The 24,649-nt window shown below is 65.1% G+C and carries 17 protein-coding genes and 1 pseudogene; 11 read left to right on the top strand and 7 right to left on the bottom strand.

Annotation, left to right across the window (positions count from 1 at the left end):
• Positions 1 to 24 precede the first annotated feature (24 nt).
• On the bottom strand, positions 25 to 987 hold the full coding sequence (locus tag ACZYZ5_RS11130; protein ID WP_463901784.1) for a formylglycine-generating enzyme family protein: 963 nt from the start codon (positions 985 to 987) through the stop codon (positions 25 to 27).
• A gap of 316 nt (positions 988 to 1,303) precedes the next feature.
• Here ACZYZ5_RS11130 and ACZYZ5_RS11125 point away from each other — a divergent pair, with 316 nt between their 5' ends.
• Complete coding sequence (locus ACZYZ5_RS11125) at positions 1,304 to 3,664, top strand: sulfatase-like hydrolase/transferase (protein ID WP_463901783.1); 2,361 nt, start codon at positions 1,304 to 1,306, stop codon at positions 3,662 to 3,664.
• Between the two features lie 260 nt (positions 3,665 to 3,924).
• On the top strand, positions 3,925 to 4,962 hold the full coding sequence (locus tag ACZYZ5_RS11120; RefSeq protein WP_463901782.1) for a Gfo/Idh/MocA family protein: 1,038 nt from the start codon (positions 3,925 to 3,927) through the stop codon (positions 4,960 to 4,962).
• Between the two features lie 60 nt (positions 4,963 to 5,022).
• Here ACZYZ5_RS11120 and ACZYZ5_RS11115 read toward each other — a convergent pair whose 3' ends face one another.
• A complete protein-coding gene (locus ACZYZ5_RS11115; protein WP_463901781.1) occupies positions 5,023 to 5,571 on the bottom strand; it encodes a TOPRIM nucleotidyl transferase/hydrolase domain-containing protein in 549 nt (182 codons plus the stop codon).
• Between the two features lie 1,633 nt (positions 5,572 to 7,204).
• Between ACZYZ5_RS11115 and ACZYZ5_RS11110 the strand changes: the two genes are divergently transcribed.
• Positions 7,205 to 7,504 carry a hypothetical protein gene (locus ACZYZ5_RS11110; protein ID WP_463901780.1) on the top strand — a complete coding sequence of 100 codons (300 nt, stop codon included), beginning with the start codon at positions 7,205 to 7,207 and terminating at the stop codon, positions 7,502 to 7,504.
• A 98-nt stretch (positions 7,505 to 7,602) separates the two neighbouring features.
• Here the strand turns inward: ACZYZ5_RS11110 and ACZYZ5_RS11105 are convergent.
• Positions 7,603 to 7,818, bottom strand: a pseudogene (locus ACZYZ5_RS11105) (DNA polymerase domain-containing protein); the annotation flags it as partial.
• 175 nt (positions 7,819 to 7,993) lie between these two features.
• On the opposite strand from ACZYZ5_RS11105, the gene ACZYZ5_RS11100 reads away from it, so the two are divergent.
• The gene (locus ACZYZ5_RS11100) at positions 7,994 to 8,512 is read left to right on the top strand and encodes a flavin reductase family protein (protein ID WP_463901779.1); all 519 of its coding nucleotides are present in this window, start codon (positions 7,994 to 7,996) and stop codon (positions 8,510 to 8,512) included.
• Positions 8,513 to 8,658: 146 nt separating this feature from the next.
• Here the strand turns inward: ACZYZ5_RS11100 and ACZYZ5_RS11095 are convergent, their stop codons facing one another.
• Positions 8,659 to 8,892 (bottom strand): carboxymuconolactone decarboxylase family protein, encoded by a 234-nt coding sequence (locus tag ACZYZ5_RS11095; protein WP_463901778.1) that lies wholly within the window; start codon positions 8,890 to 8,892, stop codon positions 8,659 to 8,661.
• An 806-nt stretch (positions 8,893 to 9,698) separates the two neighbouring features.
• Between ACZYZ5_RS11095 and ACZYZ5_RS11090 the strand changes: the two genes are divergently transcribed.
• Positions 9,699 to 10,214: a hypothetical protein gene (locus tag ACZYZ5_RS11090; RefSeq protein ID WP_463901777.1), complete on the top strand. Its 516-nt coding sequence runs from the start codon at positions 9,699 to 9,701 to the stop codon at positions 10,212 to 10,214.
• 144 nt (positions 10,215 to 10,358) lie between these two features.
• A complete protein-coding gene (locus ACZYZ5_RS11085; RefSeq protein WP_463901776.1) occupies positions 10,359 to 11,156 on the top strand; it encodes a dioxygenase family protein in 798 nt (265 codons plus the stop codon).
• 195 nt (positions 11,157 to 11,351) lie between these two features.
• On the opposite strand, the gene ACZYZ5_RS11080 is transcribed toward ACZYZ5_RS11085, so the two are convergent.
• Positions 11,352 to 15,206 carry a hydantoinase B/oxoprolinase family protein gene (locus ACZYZ5_RS11080; protein ID WP_463901775.1) on the bottom strand — a complete coding sequence of 1,285 codons (3,855 nt, stop codon included), beginning with the start codon at positions 15,204 to 15,206 and terminating at the stop codon, positions 11,352 to 11,354.
• Positions 15,207 to 15,611: 405 nt separating this feature from the next.
• Between ACZYZ5_RS11080 and ACZYZ5_RS11075 the strand changes: the two genes are divergently transcribed.
• Both ACZYZ5_RS11075 and ACZYZ5_RS11070 read left to right on the top strand, forming a co-directional pair.
• Positions 15,612 to 16,988, top strand: a complete 1,377-nt coding sequence (locus ACZYZ5_RS11075; protein ID WP_463901774.1) for an MFS transporter — start codon at positions 15,612 to 15,614, stop codon at positions 16,986 to 16,988.
• 141 nt (positions 16,989 to 17,129) lie between these two features.
• Positions 17,130 to 17,921 (top strand): IclR family transcriptional regulator, encoded by a 792-nt coding sequence (locus ACZYZ5_RS11070; protein ID WP_463901773.1) that lies wholly within the window; start codon positions 17,130 to 17,132, stop codon positions 17,919 to 17,921.
• Positions 17,922 to 18,300: 379 nt separating this feature from the next.
• On the opposite strand, the gene ACZYZ5_RS11065 is transcribed toward ACZYZ5_RS11070, so the two are convergent.
• Entirely contained in the window at positions 18,301 to 19,680 is a 1,380-nt protein-coding gene (locus ACZYZ5_RS11065) for an MFS transporter (protein WP_463901772.1), read from the bottom strand.
• A 384-nt stretch (positions 19,681 to 20,064) separates the two neighbouring features.
• Here ACZYZ5_RS11065 and ACZYZ5_RS11060 point away from each other — a divergent pair, with 384 nt between their 5' ends.
• Positions 20,065 to 20,838 carry an N-carbamoylsarcosine amidohydrolase gene (locus ACZYZ5_RS11060; RefSeq protein WP_463901771.1) on the top strand — a complete coding sequence of 258 codons (774 nt, stop codon included), beginning with the start codon at positions 20,065 to 20,067 and terminating at the stop codon, positions 20,836 to 20,838.
• A gap of 379 nt (positions 20,839 to 21,217) precedes the next feature.
• Here the strand turns inward: ACZYZ5_RS11060 and ACZYZ5_RS11055 are convergent, their stop codons facing one another.
• On the bottom strand, positions 21,218 to 22,420 hold the full coding sequence (locus tag ACZYZ5_RS11055) for a cation:proton antiporter (protein ID WP_463901770.1): 1,203 nt from the start codon (positions 22,418 to 22,420) through the stop codon (positions 21,218 to 21,220).
• A 376-nt stretch (positions 22,421 to 22,796) separates the two neighbouring features.
• Between ACZYZ5_RS11055 and ACZYZ5_RS11050 the strand changes: the two genes are divergently transcribed.
• The gene (locus ACZYZ5_RS11050) at positions 22,797 to 23,261 is read left to right on the top strand and encodes a MarR family winged helix-turn-helix transcriptional regulator (protein WP_463901769.1); all 465 of its coding nucleotides are present in this window, start codon (positions 22,797 to 22,799) and stop codon (positions 23,259 to 23,261) included.
• Positions 23,258 to 24,559: an MFS transporter gene (locus ACZYZ5_RS11045; protein WP_463901768.1), complete on the top strand. Its 1,302-nt coding sequence runs from the start codon at positions 23,258 to 23,260 to the stop codon at positions 24,557 to 24,559. The genes ACZYZ5_RS11050 and ACZYZ5_RS11045 overlap by 4 nt, the downstream gene beginning before the upstream one ends.
• The last annotated feature ends 90 nt before the right edge of the window (positions 24,560 to 24,649 follow it).

Raw genomic sequence — 24,649 nt, 5'->3', positions numbered from 1 at the left:
CGGGCGTCGCGGGGACTCCCTGGATTACTGATCCGGTGTCAGGGAACGTGCGCACCGGAAACCGATATGCGAGGTTGCCGTGTCCTCGGCCTGCGGGGAGCGCGCCGCCGGGCGGTAACGCAGGCAGTACTCCGGGGCGCACAGGTGCGAGCCTCCCTTGAGTACGCGGCGCGGGATGCCGGACCCGGGCTCCACGCTTTCGGCGGCCTTATCCCGGTGCGGAGTGCATGCGCACCCGCTTGCCCGGTCGTGAGTCCCTGCTACTTCTACCGCTATCGCGACCGTGTCGTGGCGGGTCGAGTAGTAGCTGCTGGTCCATTCCCACACGTTGCCGATCATGTCGACGAGCCCGTAGCCGTTCGGGGGGAACGTCCCGACCGGGGACGTTCCCTTCCACCCGTTCGCGCCGGTATTGAGGTACGGGAAACGTCCTTGCCATGTGTTGGCCATCAGCACACCGTCCGGGCGGGGCTCGTTGCCCCACGCGTAGGTGAACGCGTCGGATAGTCCGCCCCGGGCCGCAAATTCCCACTCGGCTTCGTCCGGCAGCCGTTTGCCGGCCCAGGCCGCATAGGCGCCGGCGTCCGCGAAGGAGACCTGCACTGCCGGGTGGTCCTCCCTGCCTTCGATGGAGGATCCGGGGCCCAGCGGCTGCTGCCAGGACGCGCCCGGGACCCAGCGCCACCACTGTCTCCAGTCGCCCAGGTCCACCGGCCCGGGTGAAGGCGTGAAGACCAACCCGCCCGGGGTCAGGTCACGGGGCGAGAGGTCGGGAAATTCGGCCGGGACCAGCGGCCGCTCGGCCACAGTCAGGTAGCCCGTTGCCGCAACAAACGCAGCGAATTCCGCGTTGGTCACGGGACGCTGATCCAGCTCGAAGGCCGGTACGCGGACCCGGTGTGGGGGTCTCTCGTCGTCGTAGAACTCGCCCGATCCCATCAGGAACTCACCAGCCGGAACATCCAACATCGTCGTCGTGACAGGCATACCGGGCGTTATCCTTTCCGTCCGCATGGGCCCGCTGTTCCGGGAGGTGGGACCCGGTTGCGGCGCGCCATGGCTTGGGCAGATGCTACCTGCCAACGCGGCATCGTTCCAGACTGCGTCCTAAGCCCAAAGGGACAGGCGTTGGCAATGCCCAGGGCGACCACGACCATCCCATTAAGCGTGTGTGGGGTGAAGCTCGCGAATGCCTAACCGACGCCAACGGCGTTCAGATTCATTCTCTGCGGGTGAGGCGGAGGTTGACGTGCCGGATCAGAGTGAATGATGACCCAGTAGAGCAGCCACCCAGGGGAGTCCCATGTCCATCACGGAGTACAACCCAGAAGACCCGTTCCCCGGCGTGACCGGGCGGACCGTCGAGGAGTCGGAGCCGGCCTGGCCCGCTCCGCAACGGGCACCGGAAGATGCGCCAAACGTGCTGCTCGTCGTGCTCGACGACGTGGGCTACGGACAGCTCTCCTGCTTCGGTGGACTGGTCGATACGCCGAACATCGACCGCGTCGCGGCGAGCGGCCTGCGGTACGCGAACATGCACACAACCGCGTTATGTTCACCGAGCCGCTCGTGCATCCTGACCGGCCGCAACCACCACTCCAACGGGGTCGCCAGCATTATGGAGCTGGCAACCGGCTTCCCGGGCTACGACGGCCGGATGCCGTTCGAGAATGGCATGCTGCCCGAGATGTTGATCGACCACGGCTACAACACGTTCTGTGTGGGCAAGTGGCACCTGTCGCCGTCGGAGGACAACTCCCCGGCCGGACCGTTCCACCGGAGGCCCCTTGGCCGGGGGTTCGAGCGCTACTACGGGTTCCTTGGCGGCGAGACCAACCACTGGTATCCCGACCTCATCCAGGACAATGCGTCGGTACGCCAGCCGCGGCCGCCCGAGGACGGTTATCACCTGAGCGAGGACCTGGCGGACCAGGCGATCAAGATGATCCTGGACAGCGAGGCCAACGCGCCGGAAAAGCCGTTCTTTATGTACTACGCCACCGGGGCGGGACACGCCCCGCACCACGTGCCGAAGGACTGGGCCGACCGGTACCGCGGCAGGTTCGACGAGGGTTGGGACTCCTACCGCGAAACCGTGTTCGACCAGCAAAAGAAGATTGGCTTGTTTCCGGCCGACGCCGAACTATCGCCACGGGACCCAGACGTCCCGGAGTGGGATTCGCTGAGCAACGACGAGCGACGGTTGTATGCCCGCATGATGGAGGTCTACGCCGGGTTCGTCTCGCACGCGGACCATCACCTCGGGCGCGTCCTGGACACTCTCGAGCAGATCGGAGAGCTCGAGAACACGCTGGTCATGGTAATTTCCGACAATGGCGCCTCGGCCGAAGGAGGCGCGACGGGCTCCTTCAACGAGATGCTGTTCTTCAATCAGGTCCCCGAGAGCTTCGACGACAACCTCGCCTTGATCGACGAGCTGGGCGGCCCGCGGACGTACAACCACTACGCGTGGGGTTGGACCTGGGCGGGCAACACGCCGTTTCGCCGCTGGAAGCGCGAGACGTACCGCGGCGGGGCGACCGACCCGTTCGTCGTCGCCTGGCCGGCGAAGATCGCGGCCCGCGGCGAAGTCCGCAGCCAGTATGCCCACGCGATCGACCTGGTGCCGACCGTTCTCGATGCCCTTGGCGTTGAGCCGCCGGCAGCCGTGCGTGGAGTTACCCAGGCACCGATCGAAGGGGTCAGTTTCGCCAGTTCCTTCGACGCGGCGGACGCACCGACCGGCCACACGACGCAGTACTTCGAGATGTTCGGTCACAGGGCGATCTACGATGACGGTTGGCGGGCGGTGTGTCCCTGGCCGGGGCCGAATTTCACCGAGGCCGCAGCCATGGGCCGCCGGCTGGGTGATCCGATCACGCCGGAGGTCCTAGAGCAGCTCGATTCGAGCGGATGGGAGCTCTACGACATCAACGAGGATCCCACGGAGTCATCCGACGTCGCTGCCGAACACCCCGACCGGCTGCGCGAGCTGATCGCCCTTTGGTGGGAGGAGGCCGAGAAATACAAAGTGCTGCCGCTGGACGGCTCGCTTCAGGCACGCCTGGCGACGGAGCGTCCGCAGGCATCGAAGCCCCGCACCCGCTTCGTCTATCGCCCGCACACCTCGTTGGTCCCGGCCTTCGCGGCGCCACCCATCTACAACCGTCCCCACTCCATCGAGGCGGACGTCGAGATTCCGACCGACGGCTCAAGCGGCGTTCTCATAGCGCAGGGTGGAGATGCCGGCGGCTACGCCTTCTTCGTGGAAGATGGACGCTTGCGGTACGTGTACAACTATGTCGGACGCGAACAGTTTGAGGTTTCCTCGTCCGAACCGCTATCTCCGGGGCGGCATGCCGTTCGCTATGAGTTCGAGCCCACTGGTCAGCCTGACTTCAAGATGGGCCAAGGAACACCCGGACGCGCCCAGCTTTACATCGACGGCAGACTCGTCGGGAACGCAGACTTCCCATACACCACGCCGCACTTCTTTGAGCTCGAGGGCCTCAGCTGCGGGTACGATTTTGGCGCCCCGGCAACCAGGAGCTACCAGCCGCCGTTCACGTTCACGGGCACGATCCACTCGGTCACGGTCGAGGTGTCGGGCGAGCTGATTCGCGACGACGACGCCGATATCGCCCGACTGATCGCGCAGCAGTAAGGCGGAGGGAATCAGCCCAGATAAGTTCATGTCTAGGGCAAGACGACAGGCGCTCCGCCAAGGCATGCAACACCTCGTCCGCCTTCACATTTTCACCGGCTCGGTCCTTCGGTGGTGTTCTGACAGGTACAGTCGTGCGAGGTCGATGAACCAGCCAACGGACTGGTACGGAGCGGATTAGATTTGTTATTATGTCAGGACAAATCGGGGACGGCTTGCTCCTCTCATGAGAATCGAAAACGACCTTAAGGCGGACTGACATGACCGGGAACCGCTCGCTCCCTGAGCATCGGGTTCCAGAATCCCGCGATGCACACCCACTCCGCTGGGGGATCATGGGTCCCGGCTGGATTGCGGCACGCTTCACGGAATCCGTGCAGGGGCACACCTCGCAGGTGATTGCTGCGATCGGATCCCGCTCGCTGGACCGCTCCGGGGCGTTTGCCGGTCGACACGGCGTCCCTGCTGCCTTTGGCAGCTATGAGGAGCTGGCGGCCTCCGACGTCGACATCATCTACGTGTCCACGCCGCACAACGTCCACTACGAGGCTGCTCTTTTGGCGCTCGATGCCGGCAAGCATGTCCTGGTTGAAAAGCCAATCGGCATCAATCGCGAACAGGCGGCAGGCATCGCCAGCCGGGCAGCCGGGGCCGGCCTGTTCGCCGCCGAAGCCATGTGGACATTCTTCCTGCCCAAGTTCGACGTCATCCGTCAGGTGCTCGACTCCGCAATGCTCGGGGACCTCACAACGGTCTTCGCTGAATACGGCGAGTACTTTGACCGAAGCCACCGGATCTTCGACCCGGCCTTGGCAGGCGGCCCGTTGCTGGACCTCGGGACCTATCCGCTCTCGCTCATCACGTCCGTCCTGGGCGAACCGGACCGACTCGTGGCGCTCGGCGAACCGCATGAATCCGGAGTCAACGCCCAGCTTTCCGCTGTCATGTCCTTTACCGGCGGACGCCAGGCCATGATGAACACCCAATTGCACAATTTCACGCCAACTTCGGCCACCATCGTGGGCACGGAGGCCTCCCTGACCATTGACGGGCCGTTCAACATGCCTGGCGGCTTCACCATCCGCTTCCCGGACGGCACCCGACTGGCCTATGAAGAGCCGGTCGGAACGCAAGTTGACGGTCTGCACTACGAGGCTGCCGCTGTCGCCCGTGCCATTGCGGCAGGGCAACTGGAAGTCCCGCAGCGGCCGCTCGCCGAGTCCATCCGGACCATGGCCGTAGCTGACGCCATCCGGAACCAGCTCGGAATCGAGTTCCCCGGCGAACGGCAACGATAGGTGCGGCTCGGCATGCCTTGTTGGACGCGGTGAAGGCATGCGACCATTCCTGGACGCGGATCACTGTGAGAATGACGCAACGAGGCGAGCGAGCGGCGGAGGCGCCTGTCCAACCGGCAATGCGTCGACGAGCAGTGGGGCGTATCGGACCTTGTTACCGCTGCGTCCTCCGAGGAACCGGCGCAACTGCCCCGTTATTGGCCGCTCCCGCAGTGACGGCTGGCGTTGGAGGAGCCGGAACGACGCGAGCTCGCCCTGAGCCGCGATGACTTTGAGTACGGCATCGATCCCAAGGCAGCGGATGAGTTCGTCCTCTAGATCGGCCTGACAGACATGGAATCCAAGCTCGGCCAGCGAACCGGACCCGATACCGGCCCGGCCGAGCGCGCGGGCAATGCCACGAGATTCCCCTGCATCACACAGGCCGAGCAACCGGTGGCCCGCGCCATTCGGGCCGTAGCAGTCGAGGAAGTGGACGATGCTGGTCGCACCTCCCATTGGTACGACCGACACCCGCAGGGCTTTTAGGTCATGGCCGAGGCGGAGGGCGAGCGTCTCGACCGCCAACCGGTCACTCTCGCCCTCGACCAACACCGTCGTCGCCTGCATAGGACCAGTATGTCGGACGCCCTCCCGCGGCGGCTCGCGTTGTTGTCGAGCGGTGCCGTTAGGGGCCCCATCGCGCACGCGACACCTCAGACGATCGTCCACAGAATTCCTGCTCAGGGAATGCCGTATGAACATTACGGTGAGGGGCCTCATTGCGCTGTCCTTGCAAACATATCCGAGGCAGGCGCAAGGGCGATGGGCTCACCACCCGGCAGTGCCCGGGCCACCTAACATCAATACCGCCCCAGACCAGTTGCCTACCAGGTCCGTCGCACCTCCAGTTGCCATTAATGGGAATCTCCTGTGGCGGGCGCTCTTTCTCGGGGTGGTGCAGGTTCACCCGCGCCCGGTACCAGAGCGAACTCGACCCGAGCATTGCGTCGATGGTACGTCTGCGGGATGCACGTCGGCATGCCGGGCCCTCCATTTGTCGAGCGCCGAGCGCCGAGCGCCGAGCGCCTCGGGCTGGGGGCAGGGGCCGGTCGAGTATGCCTATGCCACGGTGCGGCAAACTTGACTCGGGAGGCACCTCGCCATTTTGGAACCGCCGGATCGTTGCACTCACGGCTAGTCGGCCATGGCGTTGGCAGCGGCGCAGTTGTCGGCCCCGCCGATGCCGCAGCCGCGACCGTGGGCGCACGCCGGACAACGAGGTGCGATTGGGTGGATGGCATCTTCGGCTTGGCCACCAAGGAGTCGTCGGAGATTGGCGGCAGGACCTCAGTATTCGCGCGGGCAGGGTCTGAAAAGCCACTTCGTAGCTGATGAGCCAGTCTGTTCCTTTGCAAAACCAATCGCAGACCCGGATAGATGGGCTGGGGACTACGTGGCACACGAATATGGACTGAGCTTGGAGGTCGCCTCATCTCACCAAGGCATCAGCACCTCCTAGTGTGCCGTTCTGGCGTGCCAGATTCGTTATAGAGGAGTTATGATTCTGCCTCTGAAAAAGCTCTGACAGAGCAATTATGTCCACCTAGTCTTTGACTAATGCCGCTGGTCCCGAAAAAGGGGTTTTGAGGGGGCAGGCACTGCGCTATTACGCGCCTTTCAGGGGGAATTAGAAACATGATGTACAAACGCTTCAGACTCTGTAGTGCCGTGACTATGACCGGTCTTACTCTCAGCCTTATGCTTTCAGCCTGTGGACCCCAGCCGGCGGAGAATGCGACAGCACAGAGTGCGGCCCCCAGTCTGGGCGCCTCTGCGACATCTTCACCCACGGCCCTTGCCACCCCGACAGTCACTCCCAGCGCCGAGGTGCCTTCCACTGAAGTCCCCGCCCCGCCAGCCGCGCCTGCCGCGCCGCCAGTTGCACCTGCCGCGCCGCCAGCTGCGCCGCCAGCCGCGCCTCCAGCTGCCCCGCCAGCGGCGCCTGCTGCGCCGGTCCAGCCAGCTCTGAAAACCTTCACATTTCCCGACGGGCACATCTCCTTCTCCTACCCGGGTTCCTGGTCAGTCAGGACGCAGCGGGGGCCGGGCCAGGAGGGGCCTCCCTGGCAGCCGGTTGAAGCGATCGTCTCGGACCGCACCGGCGCCGACCTCTTCAGCGTCTCAAGCTGCGCCAATGGCATCGGCTGCTCGGCGGGACCCGTGAACCGTACGGTGTTCGATAAAGCACCCGCCCCCCGGAATGCGCGAAGTTGACGGCACCACGCCGATGTTCGGATTTATTGTGGAAAGGAGTGGCGGCGATGACTCGTACTTCATGGCGGTCATGAACCCCCGCAACCTGGAGGAGGGGGACGTCTCGTCGCAATGCGCGTTACTCAAAATGGGAAACGGCGCCGCGCAGAACCGGGTCATCTTCAACCAGTCGGTCTACCCGAACCACGTGTCGGGCTTCCCGAGCCGCCAAGCAGCGAAATCGTGGATGGCCACCCAGCAGTACGCGCAGCTCAAGGCCCTGATGTTGAGCCTGAAGTACTCCTAGCGGTCCCCTGAGGGGACGATACCCCTGCTGACACGGACGGGGCGGTCAAGGACTTCGCGCGACGTCGGCAACGACCTGCGCGATCTGGCCCGGGGGTGTCAGGACCCAGGCCGCCCCGGCCACTCTTTGCCCGCCCACGGATCGTAGTCGGCGACGAGGTCCCCATGCCGGGCCTTCCATTCATCGAGCGCCGCAAGCGCCTCGGTCTTGGTCTTCGTACGTGCCACTTCGAACAGCGGCATCACCGACTGCCGGCGGCCCGAACCGTCGCCGCTCCGCGGCGGTTTTTCCGCGAAACCGAGCTCGGCCGCCAGGTCGACGAATCAGCCGCCGCGGCATTTGGATCCCAGCTAAGGAGGGGACCGTTTCGTTACCTGCTGCTTCGGGCTGTGAAGCTAGGTTGCGTTGCGCGTCGGCGCGTTTCACCCCGGGTTGAAAGGGGTGCTGGCGGGTGGTTGGTTTGGACTACCGGCTTTGAAAGGGCAAGACATGACCGAACACCTTGATCTCACCCCGCAGCGTCTGCGCCACGTCCTGGGCCACTTTGCTTCTGGACTGACCGTAATCACCGCGGCGACAGACAACGGACCGGCAGGCTTCACCTGCCAGTCTTTCTCTTCTCTCTCCCTGGATCCGGCGCTGGTCACTTTCAGCCCCGCGCGCAGCTCCAGCACCTGGCCGTTGCTGCGTAAGGCCGGAAGCTTCACGGTGAACGTCCTGCCTGCCGGGCACCGGCACCTTGCCGGCCAGTTTGCCCGCTCCGGAACGGACAAGTTCGCCGGCGTCGAGTTCTCCGCTTCACCGCTGGGCAACCCTGCGCTGGATCAGGCCCTCGCCTGGGTGGACTGCGAACTGCACCAGGAATACGACGGCGGCGACCACACCATCGTCGTGGGGGCGGTGCGCGCCCTCGGTGCGCGGGACGGGGCCGAGCCGCTGCTCTTCTTCAAAGGCGGGTATTTCGACGGTGTTCCATCGCGGGCCGGGCTGCTGGACCGCGTCGCATGACGCGGATCAAGTCAGGCTCCCGCAGGCTTCGCCGGCGCACTGTTCAGGAGGGGGCAGCGCTGCCGGACGTGGCCCTCCGCGAACCTGCCGGTCACATCCACCCCGCACAGGACTGGCGGTCATTGACGTGGGCGCAACCGTCCACGTCATTCCGCCGGCAGGTCTGACGCAAGCGCCAGAGACGCGGACGAGACCGGGCACGCCGCGTCGGCGCTGGCTTCACCGTCTATTCCTGAAGGAAGCTGTGTGCTTCGCCCGGCGGCGTTGCCGTGGATCACGTCGGCGAGTTGCAGCGGATCCAGTCCCTCGTCCTGCAGGGCCTCGAGGTGGGCCGGAGTTAGCAGCGGGGGAGTCTGGGCCAGCGCGGCTGCTGCCCCCACCACCGCGTTCCATCGTGAAATCCCGCGAAGAGTTGCGACGCGGAGTCAACACAGCCCGGGCAGGCCAGTGGGCTAAAAGACGCGGGTTAGGATCAGGCATGGCCAAGCCGTCTAAGTCTCAACTAGCTCGACGTCAGCTGCGTCGCGCGTCACCCCGGGTGCGTAAGCCGTTGCGATTGCGCCAAGCTGTGAGGCGTGAGCCGGTGCGTTTGCGCACGAAGGTCTTCTGGATTGTTTCCGCAGTCATATATATGGCGTCAATAGTGGTGCCCGCGAGTATGGGTTTGTGGGTGTGGATGCAGGTAGACATCGGTGTGGTGCCGTTCCTAGCTCTCATTGCTCAGGCCGTGATACTTGGCGATCAGACACCCGACGGCAGCATTCTCACTATCGACGTCAACAACAGCGGAGGGGACTGCTGACCAGCTGGACACCACCGCCAGGTCACCACGTGCGGGCGGATTGTTATACCCAGCAACGGTTCGGTGCCAATCGCCGCAGTTGAGATCCCACAGTTCCGGAGGGCGCGACACTTAAGGGAGCATTGTCGGCGCAGGGAGAGTCACATGAGCAGATCAATATCGTCCGGCGCTGTGGTTTCCGCGGCATTTCTATTCGCATTGTTGCTTTCGGGGTGCGGTCAGCAGGCGGCGCCGCCGGCATCGGGTACTGCGAGCGGACCCGTCGCCTCAGTCACGACAGCCGCACCACCCAGCCAAGGGCCCTCGTCGGGCGGGACACCGAACGTTACTGGCGCCCCCACGGCGTCAGCGGCCTGGACCAGTTACACGACGGCGGACGGCCAGTTGACGTTCGACTTTCCCGCCGCGTGGAGCGTCACGGATCCCGCCGGTGAGCTGGCTGAAGGTGGTGGCGCATTCGCGGAGGTTAAAAACCAGGCCGGGAAGCCACTGGCTACTCTTCGCACCAACATGGCCACGGGTTCCTCCTGCGTCCAGCGTTACCCGTACTCCATCCTGGATTCGCAGGAGATGACGGCGCTGACGCAGAACGGTGCGACGCCACGGTACGTGTTCGAGACCCGCGGCAACGCCGAGAATCCGGGGCCGGCGAATACGCCGGGAGCTGCCTACGGCATCGCGCACGGCCCGGCACCCACGGGGGATTCTGCGTGCCCCATTTTCCACTTCTTCACATGGCCGCCCAACGCTGCCATGTTCGGGGCGTTCTACGATCCGGCCAACAATGAGACGCCCGGAGACGCAACCCTGCCGTACCTGGAGAAGGCAATGAAGTATGCGGAAACTGCCGAGTACCGGGATATCAAGCGGATGATCACCTCGCTGCGGCCGGCGAGTTAGACAAGCAAGAATCGGACTTAGCTGCGGGACCCTGCCACCCTCGCCGCCGTCACTCCGCGCTCGGCTACCGGCGGCCCAACGACGGCCACTATGGTTACACATGATAAACTTGAACCTTCAAGTAAAACCGGGTAGGCTGATTTCATGACATCGACCCTCGACCGCCCTCCGGTTCTCTTTCTCAGCCATGGGGCTCCGCCGTTGGCTGACGACGCCACTTGGACCCGCGAACTCAGCGAATGGTCCGGCACTTTTGACAAGCCCAAAGACATCCTCATGGTGTCCGCGCACTGGGAAAACGCCCCGGTCACGCTCAGCGCCACCGGGCGCAACCCGGGACTGGTCTATGACTTCGGCGGTTTCCCCCAGAAGTACTACGACGTAACCTACGACGCTCCTCAGGCTCCCGGTCTGGCCACCGAGGTGGAGAAGCTGGTGGCCGGTCATGGCCACCATGTCGAGCGCGACGAGAGCCGCGGCTTGGACCACGGCGCCTATGTGCCGCTCAAGGAAATGTTCCCGGACGCGGATGTACCGGTCGTGCAAATGTCCATGCCAACTCTTGATCCGCAGGGCCTGTTCGATCTGGGCAAGTCGCTGGCGCCGTTGCGCGACCGCGGCACGCTGATCGTCGGTTCGGGGTTCACCACGCACAATCTGCGCTGGTTCAACCCCTCCGGCGGACCCGACAGTGCCCCGCCCTCGGTTTCCCGAGAGTTCGATCACTGGGCGGACGAAGCAATGGCGCGCGGCGACATCGACTCCATCCTGGACTTCCTGCACAAGGCCCCGGCAGCCCGCGAGGCGCACCCTCGCAGCGAACATTGGGCCCCGCTGTATGTCGCGCTCGGCGCAGCGTACGGGTCCGGTGACCTGCACGCCAAAACCGCGATCGACGGGTTCTGGTTTGGCCTGTCAAAACGGTCCTGGACACTGACCTAGGCTGTTCCGACACCGCTGGCCGTTCGCCCCGTGGGCGACCATCGGCTCAGACCAGTGGACGAAGCCAGAATCATCCATCCATCGGGTCGCGCGTTCCCACGAATGCAGGCCGGGCATGAGAAAGGCCCCGGTGGCGGGACCGGTCTCGCGACCGTCCCCGCCACCGGGGCCTTCTCCTTGGCTAGGCGCGACCAGCTACACCCGGGCCATGTCTGCCCGCAGTTGGGCGGTCACGTCGGCTTGGACCCGCAGTTTGCCGTCGACCTCGACCAGTTCCACGCCGTAGTCCCGCCGGGCCGCGTCCGTGGTGGTGAAGCCGTCGAGGACGTCCTCCAGGACCTTCTGCGGATCTCGGTTGCGTGGATCCCCGAACCCGCCGCTGCTGGGCACGGTGATTTGGATCGAGTCCCCGGCCAGGATCTGCTTGCCGGTGACCTTGGACGGCCACTGTTCCTCGCCGGCCCGGCCCGGGTTCTTCACCAGCGAGGCATTGAGGCCGTCGTGACCGCCGAACGCGCCCCAAGGGACATCGGACTCGTGGCGCTCCCCTTCGCAGGTGATGATCGTGTCGGTCAGGAACGTGTTTTCGCGGACGATCCCGATGCCGCCGCGGAACTCCCCGGCGGCCGCGGGCTCCTCGCGCAGTTCGTAGCGGTCCGTGCGCATCGGGAACCGCCACTCGAGCTCCTCGATCGGGTTGTTGCGCGTGTTCGCGATCAGGTTGTCCACCGAGTCCGGACCGTCGCTGGTGGCGCGGCCGCCGTAGGAGCCCTCGTTGACCTCCAGGTAGACCCAGTACTCGCCCGACTTCTCGTCCCAGCCCGAGTAGGACATGAAGTGGATGTGTGCCGAGTTGCCGGCCGTGACGCGCTCCGGCATGACCGGCGCCAGGGCCCGCAGCGCCAGGTCCACGGCCCGCTGGACCTGGGAGAACCGGGAGAAGGTCGCGGCCGGGTAGGTGGGGTTGAAGATCGTCCCCTCCGGCGCAATGACCTTGAGCGGCTTGAGCATGCCCTCGTTCTGCGGGACGAAGACCGGGAAGGCGACCTCGTCGAGGAAGATCATGCGCGTGATGAACGTGAACGCCGAGACTGTGGTGCCCTCGAAGGCGCAGTTGTAGGCCGTGGGAACCTGGTCGCTCGAGCCGGTGAGGTCGTAGGTGATCTCGTCGCCCTTCACGATGACCTTCACCGCGATCGGCAGCTTCTTGCCGTAGTTCCGCCCGTCGTCGTCCAGGAAGCCCAGTTCGGGCCCGTACTCGCCGTCCGGGATCTTGGCGATCTCCTGGCGGAGCATGCGCTCGGAGTAATCGATCCACGCCTGACCGGAGTCCCGCACGGCATCGAGTCCGTACTTCTCGATCAGGACCGTGTACCGCCTGGTGGCGAGGGCGCACGCGGCGATCATGGCCTCGATATCGCCCTTGTTGCTGGTGGGTGTGCGGGTGTTGGCGAAGATGTGCTTGAGCAGGCCCTCCTGCCGGACGCCCTTCTCCTGGATCTTCACGGCACGGAAGATCGTGCCTTCGGACTGCACGTCCTGGATGTCGACCATGAGTCCGGAGAACGCGCCGCCGTTGTCGATGAGCTGGCCCGATGCCCCGGCGAAGCCGACGAGCTCCCCGGCGTGGAAGATCGGGGTGATGACCGCGACGTCGGGGGAGTGGGTGGCCCCGAGGTAGGGGTCGTTGTGGAGGATGATGTCGCCGTCGTGGATGTCGTCGCCGAGCACTGACATCACGCCGCGGACGATCTTGGGCATGGCGCCCATGAACATCGGGGTGGAGTCCGACTCGGCCAGGACGTTCCCGTCCTTGTCGAACAGGCCGGCGCCGAGGTCCTCGGATTCGCGGATGATCGAGGAGTAGGACATCCGGAACAGCACTGAGGCCATTTCCTTTGCAGCCGAGGACAGGGCGCCGCCGATGACGCGCATCAGGATCGGCGTGGCGAGCTGCTCGGCCGAGGCGTCCTTGGCGGGGCAGTCGATGACCATGTTTCCCACGTGGTCGATCCGTCCCTTGAAGCCCGGCGGCACCACGACGGTGGAGTCGTATTGTTCGATAATGGCGGGGCCCTCGAACGCCATGCCGGCGCCCATCCTCTCGCGGTCGTAGAAGGCCGTGTCGAAGCTCGTGGGCTTTCCGCCGCTGCTAAAGACCACAGGACGCCGGACGATGACGGCGGCGGCAACGTCGTCGTTGCCCTTCGGGGCGACTGGCGGGGCGAGTTCGTCCACCTTGCCGATGGCCTCCACGCGGATGTTCACCAGCTCGACCTCGCTGTCCTTGAAACGGTGGCCGTACTCCGCCTCGTGCGCGGCGTGGAAGAGCGCCTCCGTCTCGGCGAGCCACTCGGGGGTGATCTCGCCGTCGGGGACGGCGAAGCGGATCTCGTAGCCCTGGCCCTCGTAGCGGGCATCGGCCAGGCGACGCACAACGCGCCGATCTTCGGCGATGTCGTTGGCCTGGAACTGCTGCAGTGCGTCCGCCTCGAGGGCGCTGTAGGAGGTCTGGAGCTGCCAGGTGTCCGCCGAGGCGAGCCTGAACCGCGCCGTGCCCACGAACTCGAACTTCTCATCGGTGGCCAGGAGGCCAGTTGCGGCCAGGATGCCCGGGTGCGCGGGGATGAGCACGTGAGGAATCTCGAGCTCCTCGGCGATTTCGCAGGCGAACAGGGCGCCCGCGCCGCCTCCGGCCACAAGGGTGAAGTCACGCGGGTCGTAGCCGCGGCGCACCGAGTTCTGCTCGATGGCCTGGCTCATGCCGAACTTCTGGATCTGCAGGGCGCCGAGTGCGGCCTCCTCGATACCCATATTCAGCTTGTCGGCGACTTTTGCCATGGCATTCCGCGCCAGCTCGGGGTCGAGCTGCAGCTCGCTGCCCGCGAGGGAGCGGTCCGCGCGCATCCGGCCAAGGATCAGTTGCGCGTCGGTCGAGGTCGGTTCCGTTCCGCCGCGCTGGTAGCACGCGGGCCCGGGGACTGCGCCGGCGGACTGCGGGCCCGTGCGGAAGACCCCGCCCTCGTCGACGTAGGCGATCGAACCGCCGCCGGCTCCGATGGTGTCGATGTCCACCATCGGGACCATGGCCTGGTAGTCGCCGACTTTGGTGTCCAGGAGGTGGCGCATGCGCAGCTCGCCGCCGGGTGCGACACCGATGTCCGCGGACGTGCCTCCGATGTCGAGGGTGACGACGTTGTCGAAGCCGGACTGCTTTCCGGCCCAGATGCCGCCGATGAGGCCGCCAACCGGGCCGGACATCATCAGCGAAACGGGCCGCTTGGCGGCCTGTCCGACGCCGATCATCCCGCCGGAGGACTGCATCAACAGGATCTCGCGGCGGTAGCCCATGGAGGCGACAGCGGTGGCCAGGCGGTCTAGGTAGAGGGAGACCCTAGGGCCCACATAGGCATTGAGGGCGGTGGTGGAAAAGCGTTCGAACTCGCGGTAGAGAGGGACGACGTCGCTGGAGAGGGACAGGTATGCCTCCGGGAACTCCTCGCTGACAATCTCGCCGATGCGTTGCTCGTGTGCCGGATTGAGGTAGCTGTGCAGCAGGCAGACGGCGACTGACTCGACGCCGTCGGCCTTGAGCTGGCGGACGCGGTCGCGGACCTCATCCTCGTCTAGCGGCACCAGGACGTCGCCGAGCGGTGCGGTGATCCGCTCGTGCACAGTCAGCCGGTGGCGGCGCTTGACCAGCGGGCGGGTCTGCCACGGCAGTTCCTGCTGGAGGGAGAAGTTGTGCGGCTTCTTGTGGCGGGCGATGTGGAGGATGTCGCGGAAGCCGTGGGTGGTGATCATGCCGACGGATGCGCCGGTGTGGGTCAGGGCGATGTTCGTGGCGACGGTGGTGCCGTGCACCAGCATGTCGACCTCCGCCATCGAGATGCCCGCCTTGGCGCAGAGCTTGCGCAGGCCGTTGAGCACCCCCTCCGAGGAGTCGTGCGGCGTGGAGGGAACCTTCTCGACGATCACCTGTCCCGTTGCGTCGTTCGAATAGTAAAGGTCGGTGAATGTGCCCCCGACGTCGACTCCGATTCGCTTCATGGCGTTACTCCTTCGCTGGTGTGGGCAACATCACCCACAATATGGTTGCGTTTCCAGCAACCATATTTCTCCTACAGCAACGCATGCGCAAGGGGTACGGACGTTAAATCCTCGATTCATCTTAAATGTGACAACTGGACCGAAGCGTCATTTCGTTGTGATCGGACGGGCTGTCTCTGCGAAAAAGGGTTGCAGGGGGTATCGCAGAAGGGCGTTGGAACGTAACATTCCGGATATACAACGCTGTTCCTATCCCGGTAACCCTGTCTCTAGGGGAGCAACGCATGAACCCCGCTCCGGCGACGGCCGGTTGGCACCCACTCCGCAGGGGCCCGGGAACCCTCCGCGGATCCATCCCTCCACCATGACGGCACCTTTTCCTGCCACCATCCGAAGGACACAACTATGACTCTCTCAGGCTCCATACCGGTTCGGCCGGCCATTCACACCTTCACGCCCCGCGACGTAAAGATCGCCAGCTGGATCTGTTTCTTTGCATGGACCGTCGCGGTCTACGACTTCGTCCTGTTCGGCAACCTGCTGCCGGTCATGGCCGCGGACCTGGGGCTCAGCGACGCCGGGGCGACGGGACTCAACACCTGGATCACCGCCGGCACAGCCCTTGTCGCGTTCGGCATCGGCCCCGTGGTTGACAGGTTCGGCCGCCGCAAGGGCATCATCCTCGCTGTAGTGGGTGCCGCCGTCGCGTCGCTCCTGACGGCCACCGTCGGCTGGATCGTGGGACTGCTGGGCGGACTCGGTCTGGTGGCCCTGGTGCTCATCCGCTCCCTGGCCGGCCTCGGGTACGCCGAGCAGGCCATCAACGCCGTCTACCTCAACGAGGTGTATTCGTCCTCCGGCGCGACGACCGCTCAGCTGCGCCGGCGGGGACTGGTGTACTCGCTCGTCCAGTCGGGCTGGCCGCTGGGCTCGGTGCTCGCGGCGGCGTCGACCGCGGTGTTGCTGCCGATCGGCGGATGGGCCCTCTGCTTCATCGTGGCGGCCGTGCCGGCGTTGTTCATTGGGTTCGCCGCGCGCTGGCTTAAGGAAAGCCCGCAGTTCAGTGCCCGCACCGAGGTGATCAAGCTCAATCAGTCCGGCCGGCACGAGGAGGCCGCCCAACTGGCCGAGGAGTTCCACATCGAGGACCACACCGGGATCCGCACGCCGATCCGGGACACGTTCCGCGGCGAGTCGCTCCGGCCCGTCGTCACCATCGGATTCGCGTTCCTGATGAACTGGATCGGGGTGCTGGTGTTCGCCATTCTGGGCACGTCCCTGCTGACCGCCGACACCGGTCGCGCCGTTCCCTTCACCAACGCCCTGCTGATCCTCATCGTTTCCAACGGCAGCTCGTTCCTGGGCTACCTGTTCCACGGCTGGTTGGGCGACCGCATTGGCCGGCGCAACACCATCTCCATCGGCTGGATCCTGTCCGCGCTGTCGTTCACCGGCATGCTGATGCTGCCAGTGGCCTCGTTCGGGGCGACAGTGGCGCTCTATAGCCTGGGACTGTTCTTCCTCATCGGCCCCTTCTCCGCGCTGCTGTTCTTCAACGGCGAGAGCTTCCCGGCCACGACGCGGGCCACCGCTGGAAGCCTGATCAACGCCTCGGGCCAGGTGGGTGCCATTATCGGCGGTGTCCTGGTCACGGCGAGCCTGGCCTCGGGCCTGACCTGGAACACGACCGCGCTGCTGGTCGGCTGCATCCCCATCCTCGTCTCCGGCCTGGTGGTTCTTGCCGCTCCCCACCGCGACCCGGCCACGGTGCGTTTGGACTGACCGCTGATCCACCGGGGGCCGGGTGCCGCGCGCCGCCGCGCCGCCCGGCCCCCCGCACGTGCGGCTCCGATAGTGTTTACTTACGGACGGCGTCCCGCTGCGGGGGCCGGCCTTCGGCCCCACCACCATCGAGGAGATTTCGTGCCGTCAGCACCGAAAGACCGGAACGACGCGGCCCAGGGGGCGGCGGCTTCGTTGCTCAACGGACTCAGGGTCCTGGAGGCGTTCCGCGCGGGCACCCCAACGCTCGGAGTCACCGAGGTCGCGCAGCGGGTCGACCTGCACAAGAGCACCGTTTCGCGGATCCTGTCGGGTCTGGCCGAGGCGGGATACGTGGAGCGGGACGCGGAAAGCGGGCGGTACCGCCTGGGCCTCGGCGTCATCGGCCTGGCCGGGCCGCTCCTGGCCGAGCTCGACGTGCGCCGCCTGGCGCAGCCCGTCCTCGAGTCCCTGACGCTGCAGACCCGCGAGACCAGCGCCCTCGCGGTGTGGAACGGGACCGGGGCGGTGGTCGTGGAGCAGGTCTCCAGCCCGCAATTCGTCAAGCACTCCGCCCCCATCGGGACGCGCTACGACCGCTACGAGAGCTCGTCCGTCCGGATCTTCCTGTCGTTCCTGCCGGAGGCATCGGTGTCCCAACTGTTGGAGACGGACCAGATCGGCCGGTCCGCCGCATCCGGCCTCGGCAGCGACGTCGTGGCGCACCTCGCGGAGGTCCGCGCACGCGGCCTGGCGTTCAACGACGGTTACACGGATCCCCAGGAGTTCGGCATCTCGGCACCGGTCCGCGACTACCGCGGGGGAGCTGTCGGGTGCATAACGCTCTCCGCGCCGCGCGGCCGCATCTCACCGGACCAGCACGAGGATCTCGGTAACGCCGTCCGGCTGGCCGCGGAGAAGGTCACCAACCGGCTGGGCGGCGCCCGCGACTGAAACAACGATGGCCGGCCTGTCGTCCGGACCCTGTGGGTCCAAACGGCGGGCGGCCAGCGTTGTGATACCTGGAGTCAAGTCCGGTCAGCCAACGCTGCGCACGGGCTCGGCGGGCACGGGGTCGTCGTGGTGACAAGCCAGGTTGCCAGGAAGGGCGCGGTGCCGCCGAACACGGCGTAGGTGATGTTGTAGCAGATGCCCGATGCCGCCAAGCGCACGTAAGAGGTCTGCCGCTATGTCCCGCTGGCTGACTGAAGATCCAGTCGGGCTCCGATCCCTGAGACGGCGGGGACTTCAGCGTCGGCGCAGCCAAAAACCGTGAAATTTCTGCTGATGTGAGCTGTTCGGACCCCACCGGGTTCGAGCAGCGGGCAGGTCATCAGACCCTAGGCGCCGCTTGCAGGGCCACGGCGCGCGCATGTCCTGCGGGCGCGGGGTCGTCGTGGTACCGGCGCAGAGGCCGTCCTGCGGTCTCAGGTATGAGGTAGGTGGCGACGAGGAATGATGCGGCGGCTATCACTGCGACGTAGATAGCGGGGGCGAGCGAGTATCCGGTTCCCGCGACAAGCCACGTTGCCAGGAAGGGTGCGGTACCGCCGAACACCGCGTAGGTGATGTTGTAGCAGGTGCCCGATGCCGCGAAGCGCACGTCGGTCGAGAACATTTCCGACATCAGGACCGAGGTCACCACGTTAGCGGTCACGGCCCCGAGTCCTATGAGCAGTTGGCTGGCAACGGCGGTTGCGAACGTTCCCTGCTCGGCGATGATGTACGCCGGAATGGTGAGAATCGCCAGGAGACCGGCGGCGGTCTGCATGGTGCGGCGGCGCCCTATGCGATCCGAGAAACGGCCCATGACGGGGGCCAGCGCCGTCGCGAGGGTCAGCGAGATCAAACTCGAGAACAGCGCGAGGTGCTGGGGCAGGCCGACCACCTTGATCAGGAAGGTCGACATGTACGTGGAGTAGATGTAGAAGGAGAGGGCCGTGAGCATCACGAACCCGCCCAGGCGCAGCATCGCGGGCCACTGGGTGCGGAAGACGGTCCCCAAGGACGGGGTGGGCCGGGAGGCGGAATCATCGATCATCGCTTGGAACTCGGGGGACTCGTGGAGCTTGGCGCGGATGTAGAAGGCGATCAGGCCCATCGGCACGGACAGCAGAAAGAGGATGCGCCAGCCCCAATCACCCATGGCCGCGGCCGGCAGGAAGAAGCTGAGCAGCGCTCCGAGCCCGGCGGCGAGGGCGAACGAGGAGAACGTCGCCGCCGACATGGCGGACGAGTAACGGGCCCTGTGCTTGTCGGGGCTGTGCTCGACGACGTAGATAGTGGCGCCCGCGTATTCGCCGCCGGCGGAGAACCCCTGCAAACACCGGGCAAGCACCAGCAGGACGGCGGCCCAGATGCCGATCGTCTCGTGGCTTGGGATGAGGCCGATTGCGGCCGTAGACCCGGACATGAGCAGGACGGTCAGCACCAGGATCTTTTTGCGTCCAAGGCGATCGCCCAGGCGTCCGAAGAAGATCCCGCCCAAGGGCCGCAGCGCGAACGCGACAGCGAATACGGCGAACGTCTCCAGCAGGCCCGTGACCGGATCCGTGGACGAGAAGAAAGTAGCGGCAATATGAGTTGCCATGTAGCCGTAGATGGCAAAGTCAAACCATTCCACCACGGTCCCCGCAAAAGATGCCCTTACCACCTTCCGCAGGCGCTCCGGGCTCACCTTCTCCAGTGAATTGTCTGCAAGATCGAGTTCCATGTTGTCTCCATTCAGGGGATGGCGCCAAGACCGCGAGGTGCTTCACTTCCAGCCCGGCCCATTGGGGCAGTGCTTGTACATATGATCTAGATCACCGTTGGTCACACAACAACCTATTTCCTTCCATAGCAACGCGTCAAGGACTTTGCCCTGACTCTTCCTGTCACGCGAGGAGACTCAAGGTGATCCTGCAGCACCGGACCCTCGCCGGGCTGCCGGAGGGACGCGCTGGCCGATGCTCGCCCAGTCGAGAAGTTGGTCCGGTGGACATGCAGACTCTGGCCAGGGCATCTCTGGTGCTATGCCGGTACGTGCGCTAGAGTTCCATTACAGCAACCTCGTTGCTATCGTAGAAACGCAACAGCCGAGTGAGTGGAGAGAACCATGACAACAGAGACGCACAACGACATCGAAGCCCGTCTTGCAGCAGTGCTGGAGGAGGCGTTCGAAGCAGGCACGGACATCTACAACGAGCGAGGTTTCAAGCGTCGGATCGGCTTCGGTAACCGCCCCGCCGTCATCCACATCGACCTCGCGAACGCGTGGACCCGTCCGGGCCACCCGTTCAGCTGCCCGGGCATGGAGACCATCATCCCGAACGTCCAGCGGATCAACGAGGCCGCGCGCGCCAAGGGCGTCCCGGTCTTCTACACCACGAACGTGTATCGCAACCGCGACGCCACCTCCGGGACGAACGACATGGGTCTGTGGTACTCAAAGATCCCCACGGAGACCCTTCCGGCGGATTCCTACTGGGCGCAGATCGACGACCGCATCGCGCCCGCAGAGGGCGAGGTCGTGATCGAGAAGAAACGCGCCTCGGCCTTCCCGGGGACGAACCTCGAGCTCTTCCTGACCTCCAATCGCATCGACACCCTGATCGTGACCGGTGCGACCGCGGCAGGGTGCGTGCGCCACACCGTCGAGGACGCGATCGCGAAAGGCTTCCGCCCGATCATCCCCCGGGAGACCATCGGCGACCGCGTCCCGGGCGTCGTGCAGTGGAACCTCTACGACATCGACAACAAGTTCGGTGACGTGGAGTCCACGGATTCCGTGGTGGACTACCTGAACAACCTCCCGCAGTTCAAGGACACGGTCCCGAAGACCCTCTCGGATCCCCAGCCCGAGGTGGCGACCCCCGCGGATCCGGCCTGAGCCGCACCGCACTCTCGTAGCCCCGCGGCCCGGCATCCCCAGGCCGACCCGACGACAGCCGGCACCCCTCAGCGGGTGCCGGCTGTCGTCGGGTCGGGCTGGGCCGCGGTGATGAGTGCGTTTCTGGAACACGGCAGTCGCCAAGGATCCCGCTATGCCGATCCATTACCCAATGCCGTGAGGAGCAGATTCGAGACCAGATCGTCCATCAGAGAGGCTCCTCCGCCGTGGCGGCAGTTAAGTCACAGTTCAGATGCCGGCGTCAGCCCAAGTGAACCCCGTCGCTGGCCGTCCCCCTCCGGGCACGGGCCGAAGACAAGGCGGGGCCATTCACCAGGAGGATCAGTAGCCGCGCCGCGCCAAAAGGTGGTCCGGTCTCCTACGGGATTTCCCGTGGCCGCGTTGAGGCCGCCGATGGTCTGCGTTGCAGCAGACGCAGTGCGAGCAACGGGAACAGGAGTACCGAGAGCATTCCTGCTCCAACGAGTGCGGATGAGATTCCGCTAGAGATAAGCCCCTCGTCCCGGCCAATGGCTGTCACCGCGACGATAATCGGCAACCCCGTTGCCCCAAACAGCATGATGGCCCGTTTGTCGGCAGCGCTGGACTTCGGGGGAGCAGCGAGCAGCGACGGCAGACCGCGGATGATGAGCAGGAGGAGCAGGAACAGAGGGACCAGCGCGAGAGCGGCCGGGCTGGCAGTTAGCGCGCCCAGGTCGAAGTCTATGCCGGTGTCGATGAAGAAGATCGGCACCAGGAATCCGAATGCGATGGCATCGATTTTCGTCTCGATGATCTTCCGGTCTTGTTCGGGAGCGCGCGCGATGGCAACCTTCCAGAGGACTCCCGCGGCGAATGCACCCAGCAGCATGTCGAGTCCCAGGACCATGCTCAGCACGACCAGCACGCTGAGGATGAACATGATGGACCGGACGGCAAACTGGCCGCTGGTGTGGAGGGTCCTGGAAACTTGGGAGTGGAGCAGTGTGTGCCGTGCGCGCGATGCGAGATAAATCGCCAGGCCGGTCAGGAGAACAAACCCGAGAAGCACTGCGGTTGCCGGTCCCAACTGCCTGCCACTGAAGAACAGCGAGATCGCAACAAGTGGACCAAACTCCCCAACTGCACCCAGGGCGGCGACTGCGATACCGATTGGGGATTTCGATTCGCCGGCGTCGCGAAGGATAGGCAGCAGCGCGCCCAGAGCTGTGGAGCACAAGGCGACGCCGATGATCACCGCAGCCTCCGGCGTGGGGGCGAGGACGAGACCGGCGCAAATGCCTGCCGCCAGTGAGATGACCCAGCCCGCCGACGCACGGTTGGCGGGCCGGCCGCGGATTACGGCGAAATCAATCTCGTTGCCGGCAACGAAGAAGAGCATGGCCAGCCCGAAGTCGGCCAGTGTATCCATGAACTCGGTGGATTGGATCCACCCCAACAGGCTGGGGCCGAGCAGGATTCCGAGGACAATCTCGAACACCACGACCGGCACCTTGACCACGCGATCAAGAAAGCGGGCCGCAAGGGGCGCTGCGACAGCCAGCAAGGCGATCAGAACCAATGACGTGGTCAAGCCTTGCATCAGGGTACCTCCGATACCTCGGCTGCTTCGAGGAAGAGTATTCCAAAGCTACCGCCACCCCCAGCCATGACGCCATAACAGCCAATCCGAATGCAAGTTGGCGCTCAGAAGGGCAGATTTGGGGTGTGGACATTCTCCACACTTTTGGGGCTTCGGAGCGGGCATTCGGACCGTGCCAACGGTTGCACCACGATGCCGACGAAAGTAGTCGCGGCGCCCACGTGCCAAAGGCCCTCCCGAAACTGCTTCAAAGGAGCCGCCTACATGGTGATGCCTCGCACAGCCAGGGCCGGTCACTGGCAATTCGGTATGAACTATTCAATAATAGTTAGCAAGGCTAAGTAGCAATGCTAATTATTATGATGGCGGCAGCAAAATGACAACTGAGATTCCTTCCGGCGCAACCCCTGGGCGTGGCGCTGGCATCCAACCGGACATTTTGGCCATCGACCTTCGGATTGCCGTGATGCGCACGTCCCGCCGGCTGCGCATCGAGGCAACCGGCGATGTCATCACCCCGGGCCAGTACACGGTGCTGGCGCATGTCCGCGACGGCGCTATGACTCTCCGTGAGCTGGCGGAACGCGAGCACGTGCAGGCGCCCTCGATGACGCGGATAGTCAATGCGCTCACGGAACACGGTTTTGTCTCGCGTGCAGCTAATCCCAAGGACGGCCGCCAGATCCACGTCGGGATCACTCCGGCGGGCGAGGCGGTTCTCGATGAGGCCCGCAGCCAGCGGACGGCGTGGCTGGCCCAGCGGGTCGCCGGACTCAGCGAGGAGGACCGTCTGACGCTGAGCCGGGCCGCGCACATCATGCAGGAGTTGAGCGCCCGATGAGCGCCATGTTCCGCGCACTCGAGAACCGCAACTACAGGCTGTGGGCGGGCGGGGCGCTCGTCTCCAATATCGGAACGTGGATGCAGCGGATCGCGCAGGACTGGCTCGTGCTGACCGTCCTGACCGACCATTCCGGAACCGCCATGGGCATCACTACTGGATTGCAGTTCCTGCCCATGCTGCTGCTGGGTCCTTACGCGGGAGTGCTCGCAGACCGCTACCGGAAACGCGTGATCCTGTTATGGGCTCAAACGGCTATGGGTTTGATCGGCCTGGCGGTTGGGCTGCTGGTGGTCTCCGGGTCGGCGCAGCTGTGGCAGGTCTACGTCGCGGCCCTGTGTCTGGGGCTGGCCAGTGCCGTTGACGGTCCGGCGCGGCAGGCGTTCGTCTCGGAACTGGTGGGTCAGGAACACATATCCAATGCAGTTTCGCTGAACTCTGCGTCGTTCAACACGGCCCGGCTCACCGGTCCCGCCATCGCCGGGGTGCTCATCGGCTGGATCGGCACCGGCCCCGTGTTTCTCCTCAACGCCGCCAGCTTTGCCGCGGTCCTGCTCTCTCTGTGGCGGATACGCTCCTCTGAATTGTCCCCATCAGTGCCGGCAAGTCGCGGCCAACATCAGGTCGCCGAGGGACTGGCCTACGTCCGGCGGCGTCCGGAGCTGATGCTCATCCTCGTCATGGTCGGGATCCTCGGAGCGTTCGGGATGAATTTCCCCATTACCAATGCGCTGATGTCCACAACGGAATTCGGCATGGGACCGGGGGAATTCGGGCTTTTGGGCTCCATTATGGCTGTGGGGACACTGGCCGGCGCCCTGCTGGCAGCCCGGAGGTCGGGGCCGCGGCTTCGCTTCCTTCTCGGCGGGGCGCTCGGGCTAGGCATCTTCACGCTGGTCAGCAGTGTGTCGTCGTCGTTCTGGCTCTACGCCGCCGTCCTCGTCCCCGTTGGCCTGGCATCAATCACCTTCCTCAACAGCTGCAACACAAGCATCCAGCTCGCGGTGAATCCGCAATTCCGGGGGCGCGTGCTTGCCCTGTATTTAGCTGTCCTCCAAGGTGGCACCGCTTTGGGGGCGCCTTTGATGGGGTGGATCGGTACGGAATTCGGCGCGCGCTGGGCGGTGGCCTTCGGTGGAGCAATCGTCTTATTGACCGGCCTCGTGTCGACCATCGTGGTCAGCCGGAGCAGCGGACTGTCATTTCAGCAGCAACTCAGGACTCTCTTCGTGCGCAAGCGCTCACAGAAGTGGCGGGCTCAGGACGGGGAACCCGCCGGCCAGGCTGATGGTATCTAAGGCGGCAAGCAGCCCGCAGACAACGGACGACGGCGAAAATATCCCGCCGTCGTCCGTCGCCTGCGACCAGGGCGTGCGGGAGGTCGGCCA

Source organism: Pseudarthrobacter ribosi (assembly GCF_055412865.1).
This window is presented reverse-complemented; position numbering and strand designations above follow the sequence as displayed.

Coding starts and splice junctions, on each gene's coding strand:
- ACZYZ5_RS11120 (WP_463901782.1), top strand. CDS start 3,925: ATGACCGGGAACCGCTCGCTCCCTGAGCATCGGGTTCCAGAATCCCGC.
- ACZYZ5_RS11085 (WP_463901776.1), top strand. CDS start 10,359: ATGACATCGACCCTCGACCGCCCTCCGGTTCTCTTTCTCAGCCATGGG.
- ACZYZ5_RS11045 (WP_463901768.1), top strand. CDS start 23,258: ATGAGCGCCATGTTCCGCGCACTCGAGAACCGCAACTACAGGCTGTGG.
- ACZYZ5_RS11060 (WP_463901771.1), top strand. CDS start 20,065: ATGACAACAGAGACGCACAACGACATCGAAGCCCGTCTTGCAGCAGTG.
- ACZYZ5_RS11050 (WP_463901769.1), top strand. CDS start 22,797: ATGACAACTGAGATTCCTTCCGGCGCAACCCCTGGGCGTGGCGCTGGC.
- ACZYZ5_RS11100 (WP_463901779.1), top strand. CDS start 7,994: ATGACCGAACACCTTGATCTCACCCCGCAGCGTCTGCGCCACGTCCTG.
- ACZYZ5_RS11075 (WP_463901774.1), top strand. CDS start 15,612: ATGACTCTCTCAGGCTCCATACCGGTTCGGCCGGCCATTCACACCTTC.
- ACZYZ5_RS11125 (WP_463901783.1), top strand. CDS start 1,304: ATGTCCATCACGGAGTACAACCCAGAAGACCCGTTCCCCGGCGTGACC.
- ACZYZ5_RS11055 (WP_463901770.1), bottom strand. CDS start 22,420: ATGCAAGGCTTGACCACGTCATTGGTTCTGATCGCCTTGCTGGCTGTC.
- ACZYZ5_RS11065 (WP_463901772.1), bottom strand. CDS start 19,680: ATGGAACTCGATCTTGCAGACAATTCACTGGAGAAGGTGAGCCCGGAG.
- ACZYZ5_RS11115 (WP_463901781.1), bottom strand. CDS start 5,571: ATGCAGGCGACGACGGTGTTGGTCGAGGGCGAGAGTGACCGGTTGGCG.
- ACZYZ5_RS11130 (WP_463901784.1), bottom strand. CDS start 987: ATGCCTGTCACGACGACGATGTTGGATGTTCCGGCTGGTGAGTTCCTG.
- ACZYZ5_RS11110 (WP_463901780.1), top strand. CDS start 7,205: ATGCGCGAAGTTGACGGCACCACGCCGATGTTCGGATTTATTGTGGAA.
- ACZYZ5_RS11080 (WP_463901775.1), bottom strand. CDS start 15,206: ATGAAGCGAATCGGAGTCGACGTCGGGGGCACATTCACCGACCTTTAC.